Origin of the sequence: Acidithiobacillus sp. (assembly GCF_023256195.1) — a bacterium.
Classification (GTDB): domain Bacteria; phylum Pseudomonadota; class Gammaproteobacteria; order Acidithiobacillales; family Acidithiobacillaceae; genus Acidithiobacillus_A.
Map to the genome: position 1 here is coordinate 121,787 of NZ_JAGDWX010000010.1, position 17,339 is coordinate 139,125.

The 17,339-nt window shown below is 62.2% G+C and carries 20 protein-coding genes and 1 tRNA gene; 16 read left to right on the forward strand and 5 right to left on the reverse strand.

What is annotated here, in order from left to right; translation table 11 throughout:
- Positions 1–27 precede the first annotated feature (27 nt).
- From Q0C23_RS01510 to Q0C23_RS01535, 6 genes are read left to right on the forward strand one after another with little or no spacing between them, the layout of a single operon-like run.
- Entirely contained in the window at positions 28–474 is a 447-nt protein-coding gene (locus Q0C23_RS01510; protein WP_291510607.1) for a hypothetical protein, read from the forward strand.
- Entirely contained in the window at positions 467–1,231 is a 765-nt protein-coding gene (locus Q0C23_RS01515) for a HesA/MoeB/ThiF family protein (protein ID WP_291510608.1), read from the forward strand. The genes Q0C23_RS01510 and Q0C23_RS01515 overlap by 8 nt, the downstream gene beginning before the upstream one ends.
- Positions 1,219–1,545, forward strand: coding sequence for a hypothetical protein (locus tag Q0C23_RS01520; protein WP_291510609.1), 327 nt, complete (start codon positions 1,219–1,221; stop codon positions 1,543–1,545). The genes Q0C23_RS01515 and Q0C23_RS01520 overlap by 13 nt, the downstream gene beginning before the upstream one ends.
- Positions 1,529–2,356, forward strand: a complete 828-nt coding sequence (locus Q0C23_RS01525; RefSeq protein WP_291510610.1) for an endonuclease/exonuclease/phosphatase family protein — start codon at positions 1,529–1,531, stop codon at positions 2,354–2,356. The genes Q0C23_RS01520 and Q0C23_RS01525 overlap by 17 nt, the downstream gene beginning before the upstream one ends.
- 34 nt (positions 2,357–2,390) lie before the next feature.
- Positions 2,391–3,533 (forward strand): ABC transporter permease, encoded by a 1,143-nt coding sequence (locus tag Q0C23_RS01530; RefSeq protein ID WP_291510611.1) that lies wholly within the window; start codon positions 2,391–2,393, stop codon positions 3,531–3,533.
- The gene (locus Q0C23_RS01535) at positions 3,530–4,303 is read left to right on the forward strand and encodes an ABC transporter ATP-binding protein (RefSeq protein ID WP_291510612.1); all 774 of its coding nucleotides are present in this window, start codon (positions 3,530–3,532) and stop codon (positions 4,301–4,303) included. Before Q0C23_RS01530 ends, Q0C23_RS01535 begins: the two co-directional genes overlap by 4 nt.
- A gap of 29 nt (positions 4,304–4,332) precedes the next feature.
- Here Q0C23_RS01535 and Q0C23_RS01540 read toward each other — a convergent pair whose 3' ends face one another.
- The gene (locus Q0C23_RS01540) at positions 4,333–5,724 is read right to left on the reverse strand and encodes a TolC family outer membrane protein (protein ID WP_291510613.1); all 1,392 of its coding nucleotides are present in this window, start codon (positions 5,722–5,724) and stop codon (positions 4,333–4,335) included.
- A 149-nt stretch (positions 5,725–5,873) separates the two neighbouring features.
- On the opposite strand from Q0C23_RS01540, the gene pabB reads away from it, so the two are divergent.
- Positions 5,874–7,298 carry an aminodeoxychorismate synthase component I gene (gene pabB, locus Q0C23_RS01545; protein ID WP_291510614.1) on the forward strand — a complete coding sequence of 475 codons (1,425 nt, stop codon included), beginning with the start codon at positions 5,874–5,876 and terminating at the stop codon, positions 7,296–7,298.
- Here the strand turns inward: pabB and glgX are convergent.
- Positions 7,255–9,363, reverse strand: a complete 2,109-nt coding sequence (gene glgX, locus Q0C23_RS01550) for a glycogen debranching protein GlgX (protein WP_291510615.1) — start codon at positions 9,361–9,363, stop codon at positions 7,255–7,257. The two genes, pabB and glgX, sit on opposite strands and share 44 nt — an antisense overlap.
- A gap of 190 nt (positions 9,364–9,553) precedes the next feature.
- Here glgX and Q0C23_RS01555 point away from each other — a divergent pair, with 190 nt between their 5' ends.
- The 3 genes from Q0C23_RS01555 to Q0C23_RS01565 all read left to right on the forward strand — a co-directional run bounded on the left by Q0C23_RS01555 (position 9,554) and on the right by Q0C23_RS01565 (position 10,866).
- Complete coding sequence (locus Q0C23_RS01555) at positions 9,554–10,501, forward strand: lysylphosphatidylglycerol synthase transmembrane domain-containing protein (protein ID WP_291510616.1); 948 nt, start codon at positions 9,554–9,556, stop codon at positions 10,499–10,501.
- A gap of 15 nt (positions 10,502–10,516) precedes the next feature.
- A tRNA-Thr gene (locus Q0C23_RS01560) sits at positions 10,517–10,592 on the forward strand.
- Between the two features lie 76 nt (positions 10,593–10,668).
- Positions 10,669–10,866, forward strand: coding sequence for a hypothetical protein (locus tag Q0C23_RS01565; RefSeq protein ID WP_291510617.1), 198 nt, complete (start codon positions 10,669–10,671; stop codon positions 10,864–10,866).
- 88 nt (positions 10,867–10,954) lie between these two features.
- Here Q0C23_RS01565 and Q0C23_RS01570 read toward each other — a convergent pair whose 3' ends face one another.
- A complete protein-coding gene (locus tag Q0C23_RS01570; RefSeq protein ID WP_291510618.1) occupies positions 10,955–11,653 on the reverse strand; it encodes a Crp/Fnr family transcriptional regulator in 699 nt (232 codons plus the stop codon).
- Positions 11,654–11,824: 171 nt separating this feature from the next.
- Between Q0C23_RS01570 and Q0C23_RS01575 the strand changes: the two genes are divergently transcribed.
- A complete protein-coding gene (locus Q0C23_RS01575; RefSeq protein ID WP_291510619.1) occupies positions 11,825–12,289 on the forward strand; it encodes a globin domain-containing protein in 465 nt (154 codons plus the stop codon).
- A gap of 56 nt (positions 12,290–12,345) precedes the next feature.
- The gene (locus Q0C23_RS01580) at positions 12,346–13,332 is read left to right on the forward strand and encodes a 2Fe-2S iron-sulfur cluster-binding protein (RefSeq protein ID WP_291510620.1); all 987 of its coding nucleotides are present in this window, start codon (positions 12,346–12,348) and stop codon (positions 13,330–13,332) included.
- Positions 13,333–13,363: 31 nt separating this feature from the next.
- Here Q0C23_RS01580 and Q0C23_RS01585 read toward each other — a convergent pair whose 3' ends face one another.
- The gene (locus tag Q0C23_RS01585) at positions 13,364–13,606 is read right to left on the reverse strand and encodes a thioredoxin family protein (protein WP_291510621.1); all 243 of its coding nucleotides are present in this window, start codon (positions 13,604–13,606) and stop codon (positions 13,364–13,366) included.
- 65 nt (positions 13,607–13,671) lie between these two features.
- Here Q0C23_RS01585 and Q0C23_RS01590 point away from each other — a divergent pair, with 65 nt between their 5' ends.
- From Q0C23_RS01590 to Q0C23_RS01605, 4 genes are all read left to right on the forward strand, one after another.
- A complete protein-coding gene (locus tag Q0C23_RS01590; protein ID WP_291510622.1) occupies positions 13,672–14,163 on the forward strand; it encodes a hemerythrin domain-containing protein in 492 nt (163 codons plus the stop codon).
- Positions 14,160–14,606 (forward strand): glycine cleavage system protein H, encoded by a 447-nt coding sequence (locus Q0C23_RS01595; RefSeq protein WP_291510623.1) that lies wholly within the window; start codon positions 14,160–14,162, stop codon positions 14,604–14,606. Before Q0C23_RS01590 ends, Q0C23_RS01595 begins: the two co-directional genes overlap by 4 nt.
- Positions 14,578–15,150, forward strand: a complete 573-nt coding sequence (locus tag Q0C23_RS01600) for a DUF488 family protein (RefSeq protein ID WP_291510624.1) — start codon at positions 14,578–14,580, stop codon at positions 15,148–15,150. Before Q0C23_RS01595 ends, Q0C23_RS01600 begins: the two co-directional genes overlap by 29 nt.
- A 123-nt stretch (positions 15,151–15,273) precedes the next feature.
- Positions 15,274–16,254, forward strand: coding sequence for a base excision DNA repair protein (locus Q0C23_RS01605; protein WP_291510625.1), 981 nt, complete (start codon positions 15,274–15,276; stop codon positions 16,252–16,254).
- Between the two features lie 529 nt (positions 16,255–16,783).
- On the opposite strand, the gene Q0C23_RS01610 is transcribed toward Q0C23_RS01605, so the two are convergent.
- The gene (locus Q0C23_RS01610) at positions 16,784–17,314 is read right to left on the reverse strand and encodes a hemerythrin domain-containing protein (protein WP_291510626.1); all 531 of its coding nucleotides are present in this window, start codon (positions 17,312–17,314) and stop codon (positions 16,784–16,786) included.
- Positions 17,315–17,339 lie beyond the last annotated feature (25 nt).

Sequence of the window (17,339 nt, forward strand, 5' to 3'; positions counted from 1 at the left end):
CAGGGCAGGACGGCGCTACCATGAGGCATGCCTCATTCCGCATCGCCTCTGACCTTGCAGGAGCGCTTCTTCCAGCGCTTCCAAGGGCGCACCATCATCCTGCACCGCGGTTTTCCCCCGGGGTATCTGGCAGAGCTTCTGAAGCAGCCTGGCGGTGGTGGCCATTTCCGGGTCGACCTGCGCCAGCTGGGCACGGAAGTCGACTCGCCCATGGACTGGCTCCTGCAGCGCCACGTGCTGCCTCTGGACCTACCCACGCCCCTGCTCATCAAAGTAGAGGATGAGGCCATCTACCTCCGCCATCTGCTGCAGGGGAGCAGTCCCGGCCATCCCAGCGAGATCCTGTGGATGCTCGATGCCATCCACGAACGTCACCACGCCCTGCTGCGTCGGCTGCAGACCGAACTGCAGCCACAGCGCGGCATGGCCCTCGACGACAATGCCATCGACTACGACCTCTACAACGATGCATGACCTCGGTAGCGACCGCGATCTGCTGCGCTATGCCCGTCAACTCGTCCTCCCCCAATGGTCTCTGGCTGCCCAGGAAAATCTCCTGGAATGTCGCGTCCTCATCATTGGCCTGGGCGGTCTCGGTTGCCCGGCGGCGCAGTACCTGCTGGCCGCGGGGGTTCTGCACATCACCCTCTGCGATGGCGACCGGGTGGACCTCAGCAATCTGCCGCGGCAGATCCTCTACGGCGATGGCGATCTCGGTGAGCTGAAGGTGGAGGCGGCGCGGCGCGCCCTGGAGCGTCTCGATCCCGCGGCACGCATAGAGACGGTGGCCGCCACCGTCGATGCCGAACTCCTGGACACCCTGATACCGCAGCACGACATCGTACTCGACTGCACGGACAACTTTGCCGCGCGACACAGCATCAATCGCGCAGCCTGGCGTGCCCGCAGGCCACTGGTCTCGGCCGCCGCACTGCGCTGGGAGGGTCAGCTGACCGTCTTCGACTTTCGCCGGGAGGATACCGCCTGCTACGCCTGCCTCTATCCGGAACTGGACGCAGACAGCGGCGACAGCTGTGCCAGCTCGGGTGTGCTCGGACCGGTACCTGGCATCCTCGGGTCCATGCAGGCCCTGGAGACCCTGCGTCTCCTGCTCGGGCAGGAGTCTCCTCTGGGCGGACGGCTTCTGCTCCTGGACCTGCTCCGCTGGGAATGGCGCACGCTGGGTCTGCGCCGCGATCCGCACTGTCCGGTCTGCGCATGCCCCGCCTGACCCTCTCCCGACAAGTGGCCAATACCCTGATGGAGCATCTCCTGAAGGGCGAAGGGAGTGGCTGGCTGGCCCAGCGCGACGGTCGGCTCAGTGGTATCTATCCAGGTACGGCCGAGCACTGGCCCCAGGTTGCCGAGCAGTTGCAGGCCCGGGGTGAGCGGCTCTTCGCCACTTACGGCGAAGTCCTGACGCCAGCCGAGGAAGGTGTCCTGCACTTCGATCTTGCGGAGACCGAGCGGGGGGTCCTGAGCCTCGGTCTGCGCGACCCTGCCACGGACGAGATCTGGGAAATCACCCTTGAGCAGCACGACTGAGGGCGCTTGCCAGGAGTTCACGGTCCTCAGCCACAATATTCAGGTGGGCATCGGCTCCCGGCGCAGCCGTCACTTGGTCCTGCACGGATGGCGCTACCTGCTGCCGCACCAGCAGAGCCTCGGCAATCTGGAGCGTATCGGCCAGGCCCTGCGGGATGCCGACATCGTCGGACTCAACGAGGTGGACGCCGGCTCCTACCGCAGCCAGTACGTCAATCAAACCGCCTATCTTGCGGACAAGGCGGGCTTTCCCTACTGGACTCAGAGCCGTACCCGGAATTGGGGCGAGATCGCCCAACACAGCAACGGCCTGCTCAGTCGCTGGCCCATCCTCGAAGTACGCAGGCGCGCGCTGCCCGGTTGGCTGCGTGGACGTGGCCTGCTGGAGGCCAGCATCGACCTCGCCGGGCATCCCCTTAGCGTCGTGGTGACCCATCTGGCTTTGAGTCGCCACGGACGTTTTCGCCAGTTCGAGGAGCTCGCGGAATACCTCGCCGGACGGCAGAGCCTGGTGGTCCTGGGGGACCTCAACTGCGGTGCACGCTCACCGGAATTGCGCCTGCTCCTGCGGGCCAGCGGACTGCAGCAAGCGGAACCGCCTCTGGCGACCTTCCCCAGTTGGGCCCCGCGTTTTTCCTTCGACCACATCCTTTGCAGCCCGGACCTGGAGTTCGTCGACTGGCGCCGTGGCGCCGAACCGCTCTCGGACCACCTGTCGGTCATGGCCCGCCTGCGTTGGTGTCACGGCGACGCGCATGCGCCGTCGGGCCCCGGGCAGTCTGGGAAGCGCGCCAGCGACGTGCCACAATAAGGCGCCATCGGCAGCCAGGAGAAGCGAGCAAGCGATGACCTCCCAGCATCCCGCATCCTCGACGGGGGAGCCGCAGGAAGATCCCCACTGGGAAATCGAGGGCGAGTTCCTTGCGCTGCGCGGGCGCTGGACCCTGCGTCGGTTGACAGGAGCCATCGACACGGTGCGTGAAGGGCTCCGCCAGGCGGGCCGCGATCGCCCCTGGGACCTGCGCGGCATCGAGCGCCTGGATAGCGTCGGTGCTCTGGTCATCTGGCACGCCTGGGGTGGCGCACTACCCAAGGACGCGCGCCTCGGCGCGGAGCAGCAGGCCATCTTCCAGCGCTTTGCCACGCTGGAGACGCCGTCTCCGCCGCGCCAGCCTTGGGGGCTCTGGGCGCGGCTCGAGGCCCTGGGTGCACACATCCTCGGCGTCGGCGGCGATCTCTGGGGCCTGCTGCTCCTGCTCGGCGCCCTGCTCACGGAATTCTGGCGTGCTTTGCGCCACCCCCGGCATTTTCCCTGGCGGGAGATTTCCGCCACCATCGTGCGCACGGGACCGGACTCCCTGCCCATCCTCTCTCTCATCGGATTTCTCATCGGCATCGTCATCAGCTTTCAGTCAGCGCCCACCCTGGCGAGCTACGGCGCCAACATCTACATCGTCAGTATTGCCGGACTCAGCATCCTGCGGGAATTCGGGCCACTCATCACCGCGGTGATCCTGGCTGGACGCACGGGCTCTGCCTTCACTGCGCAGATCGGCGCCATGCGAGTGACGGAAGAGCTGGACGCACTGCGTACCTTTGGCATCTCTCCGGTGCAGCGCCTGATCCTGCCCAAGGTCATCGCGCTGGCCATCACCCTGCCCCTGCTGGTGGTGTGGACCGATGCCGTCGCCATCCTCGGTGCCGTCATCGTCGCCAAGCTGGACCTCGGCATCAGCGTCGGCTTTTTTCTGCGAGAGATGCCCGTCATGGTGCCCAACTTCAATTTTTGGCTGGGTATCTGCAAAGGGGTCCTCTTTGGCATCCTCATCGCCTGGGTGAGCGGCTATCACGGCCTCAAGGTGCAGCCCAATACGGACAGCCTGAGCCGCGAGACCACCGATTCCGTGGTCCTCACCCTGACTCTGGTCATCGTCATCGATGCCGTGCTCGCCATGATCTTCGCCAATACCGGGATCTCCGTGGGATGAGCGAAACCTGCGCCATCGTCTGCCGCGATGTGGCCACCCGTTTTGGCCCCCACTGGGTGCATCGGCACCTGGATCTCGAAGTCCGTGCCGGGGAGATCCTGAGCATCGTCGGCGGCAGCGGCAGCGGCAAGACCACCCTGTTGCGAGCCATGGTCGGCCTCGTCCCCCACGTCGAGGGCGACATCCGTATCCTCGGATCCTCCCTGGCGGAGCTGCAGGGGCGGGCCGCCGTAGCCCTGCGCCGACGCTGGGGGATGCTCTTTCAGCAGGGGGCTCTGTTCAGTGCGCTCACGGTATTCGAGAACATCGCCTTCCCGATGCGCGAATGGGGCGGTCTCAGCGAAGGGGATATCCGTGAGCTGGTCGGTCTCAAACTGCAGATGGTGGGTTTGCGCCCTGCCGATGCCTACAAGCTGCCAGCGGAGCTCTCGGGTGGCATGGTCAAGCGGGCGGCACTGGCACGCGCCCTGGCTCTGGAGGCGGAGATCCTCTTTCTCGACGAGCCCACATCGGGTCTCGACCCCATCACTGCTGCCGACTTCGACGATCTGCTACGAGAGGTCCATCGGGATATCGGTCTGACGGTGGTCATGGTGAGCCACGACCTGGACAGCATCGCTGCCACCTCCGACCGCATCGCCGTGCTCTCCCAAGGCAAGGTCCTGACCGTCGGCCCCTTGTCGGAAGTGGCCGAGGTGGACGACCCTTACGTGCGGGAATTCTTCCACGGCGAGCGTGGTGAACGCGTGCTCAAAGCCCTGCGCTGCTGATCACGCCGGGTCCAAGAAAGCGGTCCTGCTCAGCCCCCCATGGTGGCGCTTTTCCGGTCGGCAGCCGCGGTACCGTGGGCACCTTCCTGTGTGTCGGTACTGTCGGCACTGCCGCGCAGAAGGCCGTTGACGGCGCGCAGATCGGCGAGGTCCAGTTGGCCCGCCGCTGCCTTCAGCTGTACTCGGGCGAGCACCTGATTGTAGAGGGCGACGTTGTAGTCCTGTTCCGCCCGAATATAGTCCGTGGCGGTCTGCAGCAGGTCGATGATGGAGCGCGTGCCCACCTCGTAGCCCTTGCGCGTACCTTCCAGGGAGATCTTGGCCGAGGCCACCGTCGCCTTGGCCGAGGACAACTGAGCGACACTGTCCTTGAGGTTGAGGAAGGCCGTCTGAGTGTCCAGCCGCACCCGATCGCGTACGCTGCCGACGTGGTCCACCTGCGCCACGCTCAGCGCCTCGGCCTTCTGCACCCCACTGGAGATACTGCCACCCTCGTAGATGGGCATGGACAGATTCAAGCTCACCCCCGCCTGATTCTGATTGAAGCCCGGAAAGGGATTGCCGTGCACATGCTGGGCAATGCCCTGCAAGTCGACCTTGGGCCAGCGCGCACGCTGCTGGTACTGCACCTCTTCCTGGGCGGTATGCAGCTGCGCCTCGGCCTCGTGCATCAGTGGCTGATCGTGGATGGCGGCCTGGACCCAGGCGTCCATGTTATCGGGCTGGGGACCTTCCGCAGTAAAGGGGCGCAGGTCTTCCAACTCGCCTACGGGCGCGTGGGTCAGGCGCTCCAGACCACGCTTGGCGACGGATACCGCGTTGCGGGCACGGATCAGGTCCGACTGCGCCGCATCCAGCCGCGCCCCCGCCTCGCGCACGGCAATGATATCGCCGGTGCCTACCTTGAGCGCCGCTTCGGTCTGCTTGTAGATACTCTCGAGCAGCCGCCGCTGGCGCTCGGCTATGCGTTCCTGAGACTGCGCTTCCAGCACCTTGAAGTAAGCCGTCGCCACCCGCAGGGCCAGTTGCTGCTCGGTATAGAGCAGTGCTGCCATCTGCGCCTGGACCCGACTGTCGGCTTGGCGCAGCGCGACGTAGCTCTGACCATCGAAGACCGACTGGGTCAGAGTGACACTGTAGCTGTCCGATAGGTAGGCCTTGCTGAGATTGAGCCCGGCAAAACCCGAAAAGCTGCCGGTGTTGTAACCCACGCTGGCCCCAAGCCCGAGGTGTGGCAGGAGCGCTGCCCGCGCCGCCGGCTTATCCTGAAGCGTCGCCTGCAACTGCGCGCGGGCCTCGGCCAAGGCCGGATCGGTACGATAGGCCTGCTCATAAGCCGACAGCAGATCCTCACCATAGACGCTGGAGCTTCCTAGACACAGGGCTGCTGCGCAGAGCAACGCGAACCGCAGATTGGACATGGCACACCTGCTTGGTCACACAATGTGGTCATAGGGTACCGACCGAACGGTCAGTATTCAAGGGATATTGTACTCTGGTGTTTTCGACTTGGGCAAATGCCTGGACTTGGCTATGCTTGGAGGCCTCATTTGTCCTTGATCGAAGCGCCATGGCCCGACGCTGGCACCGCCTGCCCTACCCGTCTACGCACAGCCTAGGGCTTGGCGCGTCCGTGGCAGCGGAGCCCTGGACCCTATTCCTGGATAGCTGCGGCCGTGGTGGCCTGCGCGGTCGCTTCGATATCCTGCTACACCGTCCGCGTTGGCGGGTTTGGCAGGAGGGGGAGCACGTCTACCTCGCCGAGGGTGACGGCACTGCCCAGATCTCTGCCGAGCCCCTGATCCCTACCCTGCGCGCCATCGCCCGCGAGGAGCAGCAAAGGACCTCGGACCTCGGCGACTTTCCCACGCCGTATCCCTTCGCCGGCGGCTTCGCCGGCTTTTTCAGCTACGACTGGGGTCGCCGGATGCTGGGGATCCCGGGTCCCGATGACCCCACCCTTCCCACGGCAGCCCTCGCCTGGTACGACAGTGCCCTCATGGTCGATCACGTAAGCCGCGAGGCAGGGTTCTGGGGACGATCGCAGGATCTACCGGACTGGCTGGAGGAGCCACCGGCGTCCCCGCTCGAACCACATTGCCCTGGCCGCGGCAGCGCATGGCGTCCCCGGTGGTCGGCAGCGGCCTATCGCCGTGCCTTTGCCGATGTGAAAGCCTACCTGCGCGCCGGCGATGTCTATCAACTGAACCTCGCCCAGGCCTTTTCCGGCCGCTGGTCAGCGAGCCCCTGGCAACTCTACTCAGCCCTACGCCAACGCAATCCGGCGCCTTTCGCCGCCTTTTTCTCTCTGCCCGAGGCAAGCCTTCTGAGTCTGTCTCCGGAGCGGCTGGTGAGCCTTCGGGACGGGCGCCTGCAGGCCCGGCCCATCAAGGGTACCCGTCGCCGGGATCCCGACCCCGAGCGCGACCGCGCCCTGGCGGCGGAACTCTGCGCAAGCCCCAAGGATCGAGCGGAAAACGTCATGATCGTCGATCTGCTGCGCAACGATCTGGGACGGGTGGCGGAACTCGGCTCGGTGCGCGTGCCGGAGTTGTGCGCCTTGGAGAGCTTTCCCGCCGTCCACCACCTGGTCAGCAGCATCGAGGCCCGCCTGCGCCGTGATTGTGACCCCTGGGACGTGCTGCTGTCCTGCCTGCCCGGCGGCTCCGTCACGGGCGCGCCCAAACGCCACGCCGTCGAACTCCTGCAGGCGCTGGAAGGACAGCCCCGCGGCTTCTACTGCGGAAGCCTGGGCTATGTGGACGCGCGCGGGCGCATGGACTGGAACATCCTCATCCGTAGCCTCAGCTACCGTGCCGGACGGGTCCAGTACTGGGGTGGCGGCGGCATCGTGATGGATTCCGAGGTCGAGGCCGAATATCGGGAGAGCCTGGACAAGGTGGCCTTCATTGCGGCCACCTTGGACGGGGTCGAGGACCTTGTGGCACCGGCTACTGCGGGTGCAGAACGAAGAGCAGCAGAGATCGCCCGGTAACGAGGTAGGTGGCGCCAAGCGCAAAGTGCTCCGCCTCGGCCTGCGGGACATTGGTATCCACCAGGCGCTCCCAGGACTTCCCCTCACTGACTTCAGGCAAACGGAACTCGACAGCTTGCTCCGCCGCGTTGAAGACCAGCAGGAGCGTATCGTCCTGGCCGCGCCGCACGATACCCGTAGCCTGGGCCCGCCCATCCAGGAGCATGCCCAGACAACGGGCATTATCGTCTTGCCATTCCGACTCCGTCATCTCCTCGCCATTGGCGTTGATCCAGCTGACGTCCTTCACCTTCAGGGTCTCGTGATAGCGCCCTAGCAGAAAACGGCCGTGGCGAAGCATGGGGTAGCGGCGGCGCAGTTCCAGCAGCCGCTGTACAAAGCGGATCTGGTCCTGTGCTGCGGCATCGTGATCCCAGTGCAGCCAGCCTAGATCGTTATCCTGACAATAGACGTTATTATTGCCTTGGCGCGTAGCCCCAAACTCATCCCCCGCGCAGAGAAGCGGTACCCCCTGGGAAAAGCACAGACTCGCCAGGAAATTACGCATCTGCCGCTGGCGCAGGTCGACGATGTCCTGCTGATCGGTGGGACCCTCCGCGCCACAGTTCCAGGAACGGTTGTCGTCGGTACCGTCGCGATTGTCGTCCCCATTGGCCTCGTTGTGCTTATCGTTGTAGGCCGTCAGATCGTAGAGACTGAAGCCATCGTGCACCGTCACGAAATTGACCGAAGCAAAGGGGCTGCGTCCCTGATGGTCGTAGATATCACCGGAGGCCGTCAGACGCCGGGCCAGTTCCGGCAGCTGGCCGGGATCGCCACGCCAGAAGGCGCGCAGCGTATCGCGGAACTTGCCGTTCCACTCGGCCCATCCCGGCGGGAAATTTCCAAGCTGATAACCGCCCGGGCCGCTATCCCAGGGCTCTGCCACCAGTTTCACCCGCGCCAGCGTCGGGTCTTGCCCGACCGCGACAAAAAAGCCATTGCGCTGGCTGAAGCCCTCGGGCTCACGCCCCAGAATGGTGGCCAGATCGAAACGGAAGCCATCCACGTGCATGACCTCGGCCCAGTAGCGCAAGGAATCCGTCACCATCTGCACCACTCGGGGATGGCCGGTATCCAGAGTGTTCCCGGTACCGGTGTCGTTGATGTAGTAGCGTGCCTGATCGGGCAGGAGCTTGTAGTACACGGCATTATCGATACCACGGAAGGACAGGGTCGGACCCAGCTCACTGCCTTCGGCCGTGTGGTTGTAGACCACGTCGAGAATGATCTCGAGGCCACGTTCGTGCGCCGCCGCCACCAAGCGCTTGAACTCGTCGATACCGCCGTCGCTGAGATACTCCGGGTGAGGGGCAAAAAAGGCGATGCTGTTGTAGCCCCAGAAATTGCGCAGACCCTTGTCCAGCAGATACTGATCGTGCACAAAGGCGTGGATGGGCATGAGCTCGATGGCCGACACGCCAAGATCGCGGATGTAGTCGAGCAGATCCGCACAGGCGAGACCGGCGAAGGTCCCGCGCAGATCATCCGGAACCTTGGGATGACGCATGGTCATGCCGCGCACGTGGAGCTCGTAGAAGGTGGTCTCATTCCAGGGCTTTTGCAGACGCCGATCCTCGCCCCAGTCGTAGCGCTCGTCGATGACCCGGCATTTGGGCAGGAAGGGCGCACTGTCGCGTTCGTCGAAACTGAGGTCCTTGTCCTTGTGACCGATCTCATAACCGAACAAGGCCGGATCCCAGCGCAGCTCGCCGGACAGCTGCCGCGCATAGGGATCGATCAACAGCTTGTTGGGATTGAAGCGGTGACCCGCTTCGGGGGCATACGCACCGTGTACGCGGTAGCCATAGAGCTGACCGGGGGCGAGTCCCTCGATGTAGCCGTGCCAGATCTCGTTGCTGTACTCCGGGAGTGCAATACGGGCCAGCTCACGCTCACCATCGTCGTCGAAGAGGCAGAGCTCTACCTTGCTGGCATTTCTGGAGAAAAGGGCGAAATTGACGCCTTTGCCATCCCAATGTGCGCCGAGAGGAAAAGGTAAACCTTCCTGTATACGATATTCCATGGTCACTCCTGCATCCAGAGGTGGGCAGACAGAGTATAGTCAGCCCTCGCTGCCACAGGATTTGCTCCAACACCCACGACGGGTTAGAGTCGGGTCCTCGCAACCACGGGGAACACGCTTTTCGGTGACCACTGCCACAGAAAATCCGCGTCCGCCGCTCCAGCGCCGAAAGCGCGTGCCATGGCAATTGATGGCGCAAGTCGCCTTCACCGTGGCGGTGCTCGCTTGGCTGTTTCAAAAGACCGACTGGCCCAACCTCCTGCAGCGCTTTCAAGAGATGGATCCCTGGTGGTTTGCCGCGGCGGCGGCGAGCTATGGCTGCAACATCAGCATCTCATCGGGCCGCTGGTGGATCATCCTGCGCGCGCTTTCCCGCCCCGCCCCCCTGCCCTGGCTGTGGCGGCTCAACTGGGTGGGCGCCTACTTCAATCAGGTGCTGCCGGGCTCCGTATCCGGAGACTTTCTGCGCGCCTGGTACACGCGCCATCAGGCGCACGGCATGCCCTTCGCCTTGGCTGCCGTCTTCAGCGACCGCTTCATCGGGATGGGCGCCCTCGTGGGCATCGCCCTGACGGCCTTTCTTTTGGGAGGGCGCGATGTTGCCCTCCTGCCAGGCATGGACAAGACCATGGCCGTGGTTGTGCTCGGTTACCTGGTCATCGTGGTGCTGATCCTGACCCCGTGGCTCAACTTCCTGGCGACCCGGCTCGGCAAAATCGGCAACGCCCTGCACGACATCCGTCTGGGCATGGCGGCCCTCCTGCGTCACCCCCAGGCACTGGCTGCGACCATCGGTCTATCCCTGATTGTCCAGGGTTTTTCCATCCTCACCTTCTGGTGTCTGGCAAAGTCTCTGGGGCTCGCCCTAGACCCCGCCGCCGTGTGGCTGGTGTGGCCCCTAGTGAGTCTCTTTCTCGCCCTTCCCATCTCCTTTGCTGGTTGGGGCCTACGCGAGGGACTGGTCGTGCTCTATCTGGGTGCCCTGCACATCGGCCACGATGCCGCCCTCGCCCTATCCCTGCTCACCGGCGCGACCGTACTGTTGATGAGCCTTCCGGGTGTGCTGCTCTGGTTCGGTATCGGTCGCCACCCACTGTCCCAGCTTCAAGCGATTGAAGCCGGCGAGAACCCCGGCTAAACTCGGACCGAGCGCGCCGGCATAGCTCAGCAGGTAGAGCAACCGATTTGTAATCGGTAGGTCACGGGTTCGATTCCTGTTGCCGGCACCAAGTAAAACAGGCACTTAGGAAGTTATCCTAGGTGCTTTTTCATTTTGGTCAGAGTGTTATGGGTACATGACGCAACATGAGCGAACATGATGCAACTGTTAATCAGCGTCATCCGTTGAAAAGCCGTGTGCGTCCGGGCTTGAACACAATCCAGAACGTCGATGGACGCCGTAGCATTCCGATAAAAAAAGAAAACGCTCTAGAGCAACCACGAAGCAAGGTGTTCGATCGGATTGCTGATTTTGCCCGTAACCTGTTCAATTTTCAGTGCTGATTGATACCCGGTTACCCTGGATCACCAGATCTGTAAAGCGTTCCCAATGGATTGCATCCGACTGGTGCGGATACGCGCTGCGAGGACATCAAGCACAGGCCCAGCTTTGGAGAGCAGCGAAATCGAGAATATGCAGATCTCGACCGGTGATAGCGATGATCTGCGCTTCACGCAGGCGCCGTAGCACCCGAGACAGCGTTTCCGGGGTGATGCCGATACGGGCGGCAATAGCGGCCTTTTTGGCCGGCAGGGAGACCCATCCCTCTCCAGTCTCGGCCGTTTGTCCCAGTTCCAGCAGGTAGGCAGCAACGCGCGCATCCGCCGACTGCACGCTGCGCTGGCGCAACTCTTTCACCAGAAAATGCAGACGCATACTGAGTTGAGCGAGGATGCGGCGCATGAGTTGGGGATGGGCATCCAGGGTAGCCATCACGGGAGCAAACGGGATCCGCAACACGCGCACAGGCCCGCTGCACCGTGCCGTGACCGGATAGCGGCCACCCATGAAAGCCACGCCTTCGGCAAAGAGATCCCCCGCCTGCATGATCTCGACAATTTTTTCCTTACCCTCGGCATTGCTGCTGACGAGTTCCACCACTCCCGACTCGAGCCAGAAGAAATCCGCGGCAGCGCTCTGCTCGACAAAGAGGATGGCCCCATCTTCCCAGTCTTCCAGGTGTGTGGACGCCAGCAGTGCGTCGAGCAAAACGGGTGGCCAGGCGTTGAAGATCGGCTGTTGACGCAGCCGCTCGGTGACATCGGGGGACGCCATATAGGGGGATGCCATGTCGATTCCAACTGGGTCGCTTTGAGGAAGCCCGGGATTATTACCCCCCTCGGGATCCGATTCAACTTCTTGACACAGATCAAGGACGGGAGCGGGGCGGTGGCGCAAACTTCCCCCTGTCCATCGGCCAAGGCTTTGTGGACATTCCAGGCACTACCTCAGGAGAAACCCATGACCATCGATATCAACCTGATCAAGAGCAGTGGCAAGGCCGTGCAAGATTTGGGCGTACAGGTCGCTCAGCATTTCTACGACACCATGTTCAGCCACTATCCCGAAGTGCGCAAGATGTTTCCCGGAGACATGAGTGAGCAGCGGGTGCGCCTCTTCAATTCGGTCATCCTCATTGCCAGCAACATCGACAGCACCGAAATGCTGGTACCGTACCTGAAAGATTTGGGGGTGGGGCACATCCGTTACGACACCCGACCCGAGCACTATCCCATCGTCGGCAAGAGCCTGCTCCTGACCCTCAAGCACTTCCTGGGACCGGCATGGACACCCGCCATGGCAGAATCCTGGATAGAGGCTTACAACTTGGCCGCTACCGTCTGCATCCAGGCGGCTGCCGAGGCCATGGCCCCGGAGCGTTATGTGCCCCTCGTGCTGGACGACGTTCCTCCCGTAAACCAATGACCGAGGAGGCTGGGGCCAGTGCCGTGGCCTCGGCCGGATGTGATAAGGAGCTTCACATGCAACACGAGATCGTTCTGGAGCCATCCGGACAGCGACTGTGGGTGCGCGAAGATCAGACCATCGTCGCCGCTGCCCTGGAACAGGGGGTGGCCATCCACCACGGCTGCGGCAACGGGTCCTGTGGCGACTGCAAGGGTCAGATACTGTCCGGCGAAGGCATACAGCTCCCTTTCATGCCGCTGCTCCTGACGCCAGAGGAACGTGCTGCCAATCAGGCCATCCTCTGCAAGCTGCAGCCGCGCAGCGCCATGCGTATCGCCGCTCAGGTGGATACCAGCGCCGATGCCTGGACTGCCACCGTGCTATCCCTCCATCCCTTGTCGGCCACCGTGATGGAACTCTGTCTACAATGCGACCGCCCCTACCCCTTTCGGGCCGGTCAGTATGCCCGGATAGCCGTTCCCGGCGCAGCGGGACAGTGGCGCTCTTATTCCATGGCGAGCCTACCCGACGAAGCGCTCCTGCGGTTCCACATCCGTGCCGTGCCGGGTGGCGTCTTTTCAAGCTGGCTGTTTGAGCGTGCGCGGCCGGGGGACCAGCTCCAACTCGGTCCTGCTCAGGGCACATTCACCCTCCAGCAGGACGTCGAACGTCCCATGCTTCTGGTGGCCGCCGGAACCGGCCTGGCTCCCATCGAAGCCCTGATCCATGAACGACTGCGCTTGCCTTGGACCGCACCCATGCATCTCTTTTTCGGCAGCCGACGAGCCGCGGATCTCTACCATTTGGACTACCTTCAGGAGCTAACCCGCAACAGGCCCGAGTTGCATTTGGAGATCTGCTGCTCCGACCCCGCTGCCACCGGCCTCGGCGGGCCTCGACGACTCCTGCCCACCGTTGCCGACCATGGTCCCTGGTCCGATCACGAGGTCTATCTCTGCGGCAGCCCCGGCATGATCGAGGCGGCCGTGGACCTCCTTCTGTCCCATGGGCTGCCCCATGCTCGCATCCACTTCGACAGCTTCACCCCCAGTGCCGGCTGAGTGCTCTCCCAGCTCACCGGATTACCTTTGCTCAGCTGTCCAGCAATTGAAGGACTTGAGAGAGAGGCTGGACGCCTACGGCTTTAAGGACACCGTCGATGACCACCGCAGGTACGGTTTTGATCCGCAAACGGCTGACTACTTCCCGTCCGACCTTATCGGCGACGTCGAGGATTTCCAGGTCCATGGGCCGTTTCTCGGCAGCTTCCTTCCAGACGATCTCTGCCTGGGGGCAGGTTGGGCACCATTTGGACACCAGCAGCTGTACTTTCATCCGATGTGACCCCCCTTTTGAACACGTTCTGCAGGGTAATCTATATTGTTGGAGGAACATAATCCATGAACCAGACAGGCCGTAAAAAGAGTGCCACCGTGTCCCACGATATCGCTGAGATCTTACGACGAGATCACGAACGTCTCGATCGTATTTTGGAAAGCAGCGCCGACGCCGTGAGGGCTGGGCGTTGGGGAGACGCTGCCGAAATCTTCGAGAAATTCCGGCAAGGTATCGTGGAGGGGCATATGGCGGTGGAGGAGAGCCTGCTTTTTCCCGCTTTCGAGGCTTGGGAAGGCGATGAAGACCACGCCCTGACGGCCTTACTGCGTAAGGGGCATCGCGATCTGCAGGTATTCTTCAGTGAGATGGCCGAAGCAATAGCGGCCAAGGATGCCGAGGAGTTCGGCGACCTGCTCAGCACCGTCCAGACCATCCTCAAACAACACGATGCCAAGGAAGAGCAAGAGGTTTATCCCCATTTGGCCGCAGCCGTTCCCGATCACGGCGAGGCCGCAGCTTTGCGTATCCTCGCCGAACAGGAGCCACGCCCATGAGCGAATTTCGCGGCTGTGAACTACCAGAGGAACTCTTCTACGATCTGGATTATGTATGGGTTCGACCCGAGGGTGAGGGAGTTTTTTCCATCGGCGTGACCGATCCCGCGCAAACCATGTCCGGACGCCTCCAAAAGGCGCGTATCAAGAAACTCAGCACGAGGATCGAGGCAGGCCGGCACGTCGCCACCTTGGAAAGCGGCAAATGGGCAGGTGGCGTGCCTGTGCCTTTCGCTGGCGTGGTGGTGGATCGTAACGAAGCAGTCATGAGTGATCCTCACCTCGTCAATATCGACCCCTACGGCGATGCCTGGATTGCCCGCATTCGAGCCGATGATCCGGAGCATGCCCTCGACAACCTACACACGGGACCCGAAGCCATCAAGGCCCTCCAAGCCTGGATCAAGCGCTACGATGTGCAGTGCATGCGTTGCTCCGACTGAAGCGCCGAAAAAGCCGATATGGACCGTCGGGCACGGTAAACGGCCCCTGGCGGATTTCATCGCGACCCTGAAACCGGAAGGGATAGAGATGGTCGTCGATGTCCGAAAGATGCCGCGCTCGAGCCATAATCCGCAGTTCAATCGTGATGTTCTATCCACGGCGCTCGCGCTCCACGGCATCACGTATGCCCATTGGCCAACCCTGGGTGGATTGCGTAAGCAGTCACCGGATTCCATCAATGGGGCCTGGCGCAATTCGAGTTTTCGGGCATACGCCGATTACATGCAGACGTCCGCCTTCCAATCGGCACTCGAAATGCTCGAGGAAGTCGCCGGACAGAAATCTCTGGCCCTCATGTGCGCAGAAACCCTTCCATGGCGCTGTCATCGCGCGCTTATTGCCGACGCCTTGGTGGCGCATGGAAAGATCGTCATTGATCTGCTGGCGATGGGACAGAAGTCCTATCATAAACTGCCAGCCTGGGCGAGGGTTCGGGAAAATGGTACGGTTTATTACCCCTCTGCGGGTAGCCAGGAGGCTTAGTGAGTTGACGCGCCCGGTTTGTATTCGAACAGAATCGTCAGGATTCTGCAGGCTCTGGGTGAGTTCAGGCAGGGTTAGTTGCTCTCCAACGGGGAAATACTGCCCAAACCTGAGGGGATAGGCATGGCGTACTTTGAGCTCCACCCCATCGATCCTTTCCGTCTGGATCTTACGGTGTGGGTCCTGCGTCGTCAGGCCCACAATGCCATGGATGTCTGGAATCGTGGGACCTACCTCCGCACCTGGCATTACCGGGGTGGGCTGCTGACACTGCGACTCTGGCAGAGCCACGGTCCATCGGATCCCGTACTCGAAGGAGAAATCTACGAAGGCCCGGACGATGCCGATGCCATTGCCTGGGCGGGCGCACGCCTGAACTGGATCCTCGGCCTGGACCGCGACCGAAGCTCCTTATACAACGCACTCATCGTCAAGGACGCAGGCTTGGCGCCTTTGATGGACCGCTATCACGGATTTTCCCCCCCGCGCTTCGATTCCCTCTACGAGGGGCTTATCAACGCCGTCGCCTGCCAGCAGCTGAGTCTTTCGGTCGGGATCACTTTACTTAACCGGCTGTGCCGGCTCTGCGCAGGGGACACCGGCAGCACCCGATCCATTCTTCCGTTTCCGACACCCCAGCGGTTGCTGGAACAGGATCCCGCCCTGCTGCGCGACATCGGCTTCAGTCACCCGAAAATTCGCAGTTTGCGCGCAGTAGCACAGGCGGCTCTGGACGGCGAATTGAACGAGCGGGTATGGCACACACAAGCGCGGGATCTGATCGAAACAAGACTGGTGCAATTACCCGGGATTGGACGCTGGTCCGCAGAATATGTGCTTCTGCGCGCTCTGGGACACCTGGATGTCTTTCCGGGAGACGACGTCGGTGGCCGCAAAGGCCTGCTCCATTGGTTGGGCGCCCATGCGACCGCCGTGGGTTATGAGGACACGCTGGCCCATCTGAAGCCCTGGGCGCCGTATGGCGGCATGATCTACTTCTTCATGCTCTTGCGCCGCCTCGAACAGGAAGGCCATATCGCCATCGATAAAGAAAAACACCCTTCCGATAACACAGCCACGGATGACGTCGGAGCGCGTCCGTGAACGTCATTCCGTTACTCTAGCACGATCCGGGAGAAGGGCGGGGATTCCTGGCACAGCGCCTGCGAGAATGCGGGCATATGCTTGCCACCCGTCGGCTGGATCTTGGTGCTCCGTTGCCGAAAACCCTTGATGACTACGCAGGTCTCGTGACCGTGAGCGGTCCCATGAGCGTGAACGACGAAAAGCGCCTCATCGGACACACCGTATAGACGGGGTGTCCCACTCTGGGTCATTGTCTGGGAACACAGCTCATCGCCCGGGCGATGGGTGCCTCCGTATTCGCCCATCCCTCGGGTCCCGAGACAAGACGCTCCCGGCGTGCAATCTGCGCCAGAAGTTCAGCAGCGTCTTAAGTTGCGCTGCCTAGAACGAGAAGCTGTAACCCAGCTGCTGTATTACCATTGGCTTGCACAGCTATCGCGATAGTGGCCGATCTTTCCACACCTTGCAGTCGCTTGCAGCCTCAGCACGACACCCCATAAAAAGAGCAAAGCCCAGAACGATCGGTGACCGTTTTCTGTGATGCGACTCACACGGCGACCTCCATTTCCCGGCGCCGTTGGACCATGGTCATACCCAGTATCTTTGCAGTATCCGCGTCCAGAAGCTCTCGCGCCACGGGGAACATTTCTGCGTTCTCCAAGGCGATATGGGCACGATTCATGGAGACGAAGGGCTCCAGACGCAATGGCATTGGCTTCTCCAAGGCGATCAGGGAGTGCAGGTCCCCAGCCAGATCCTGCCAAGCGGCCTCCAGCAGACGATGCTGCTCCGCAAGATTTCGTAGCGGAGCACGCAACGCGCTTGGGAATCCTGGTTGCTGAAGCAGCCATGAAAAAAGAACCAACTCCTCATCCGCATGGTGCGCAGGCCCTGCCAGATCGAAATAGCGAAGTATCCGGGTGACCGCTGCCCGCAGCTCTTCATCCACGCCTTTCTGATCCACATAGCTCGGAATCCGCTCCAAGATATCGCAGTGCTGCTGGATCCGTTGGTGGCAGGCTAGGAGCAGGCCCACTGGATCATCGAAAGAGGGTGCAGGCTCACCAAGTAGATCCATGATCGACCTCCGTTAAAAATTTTCT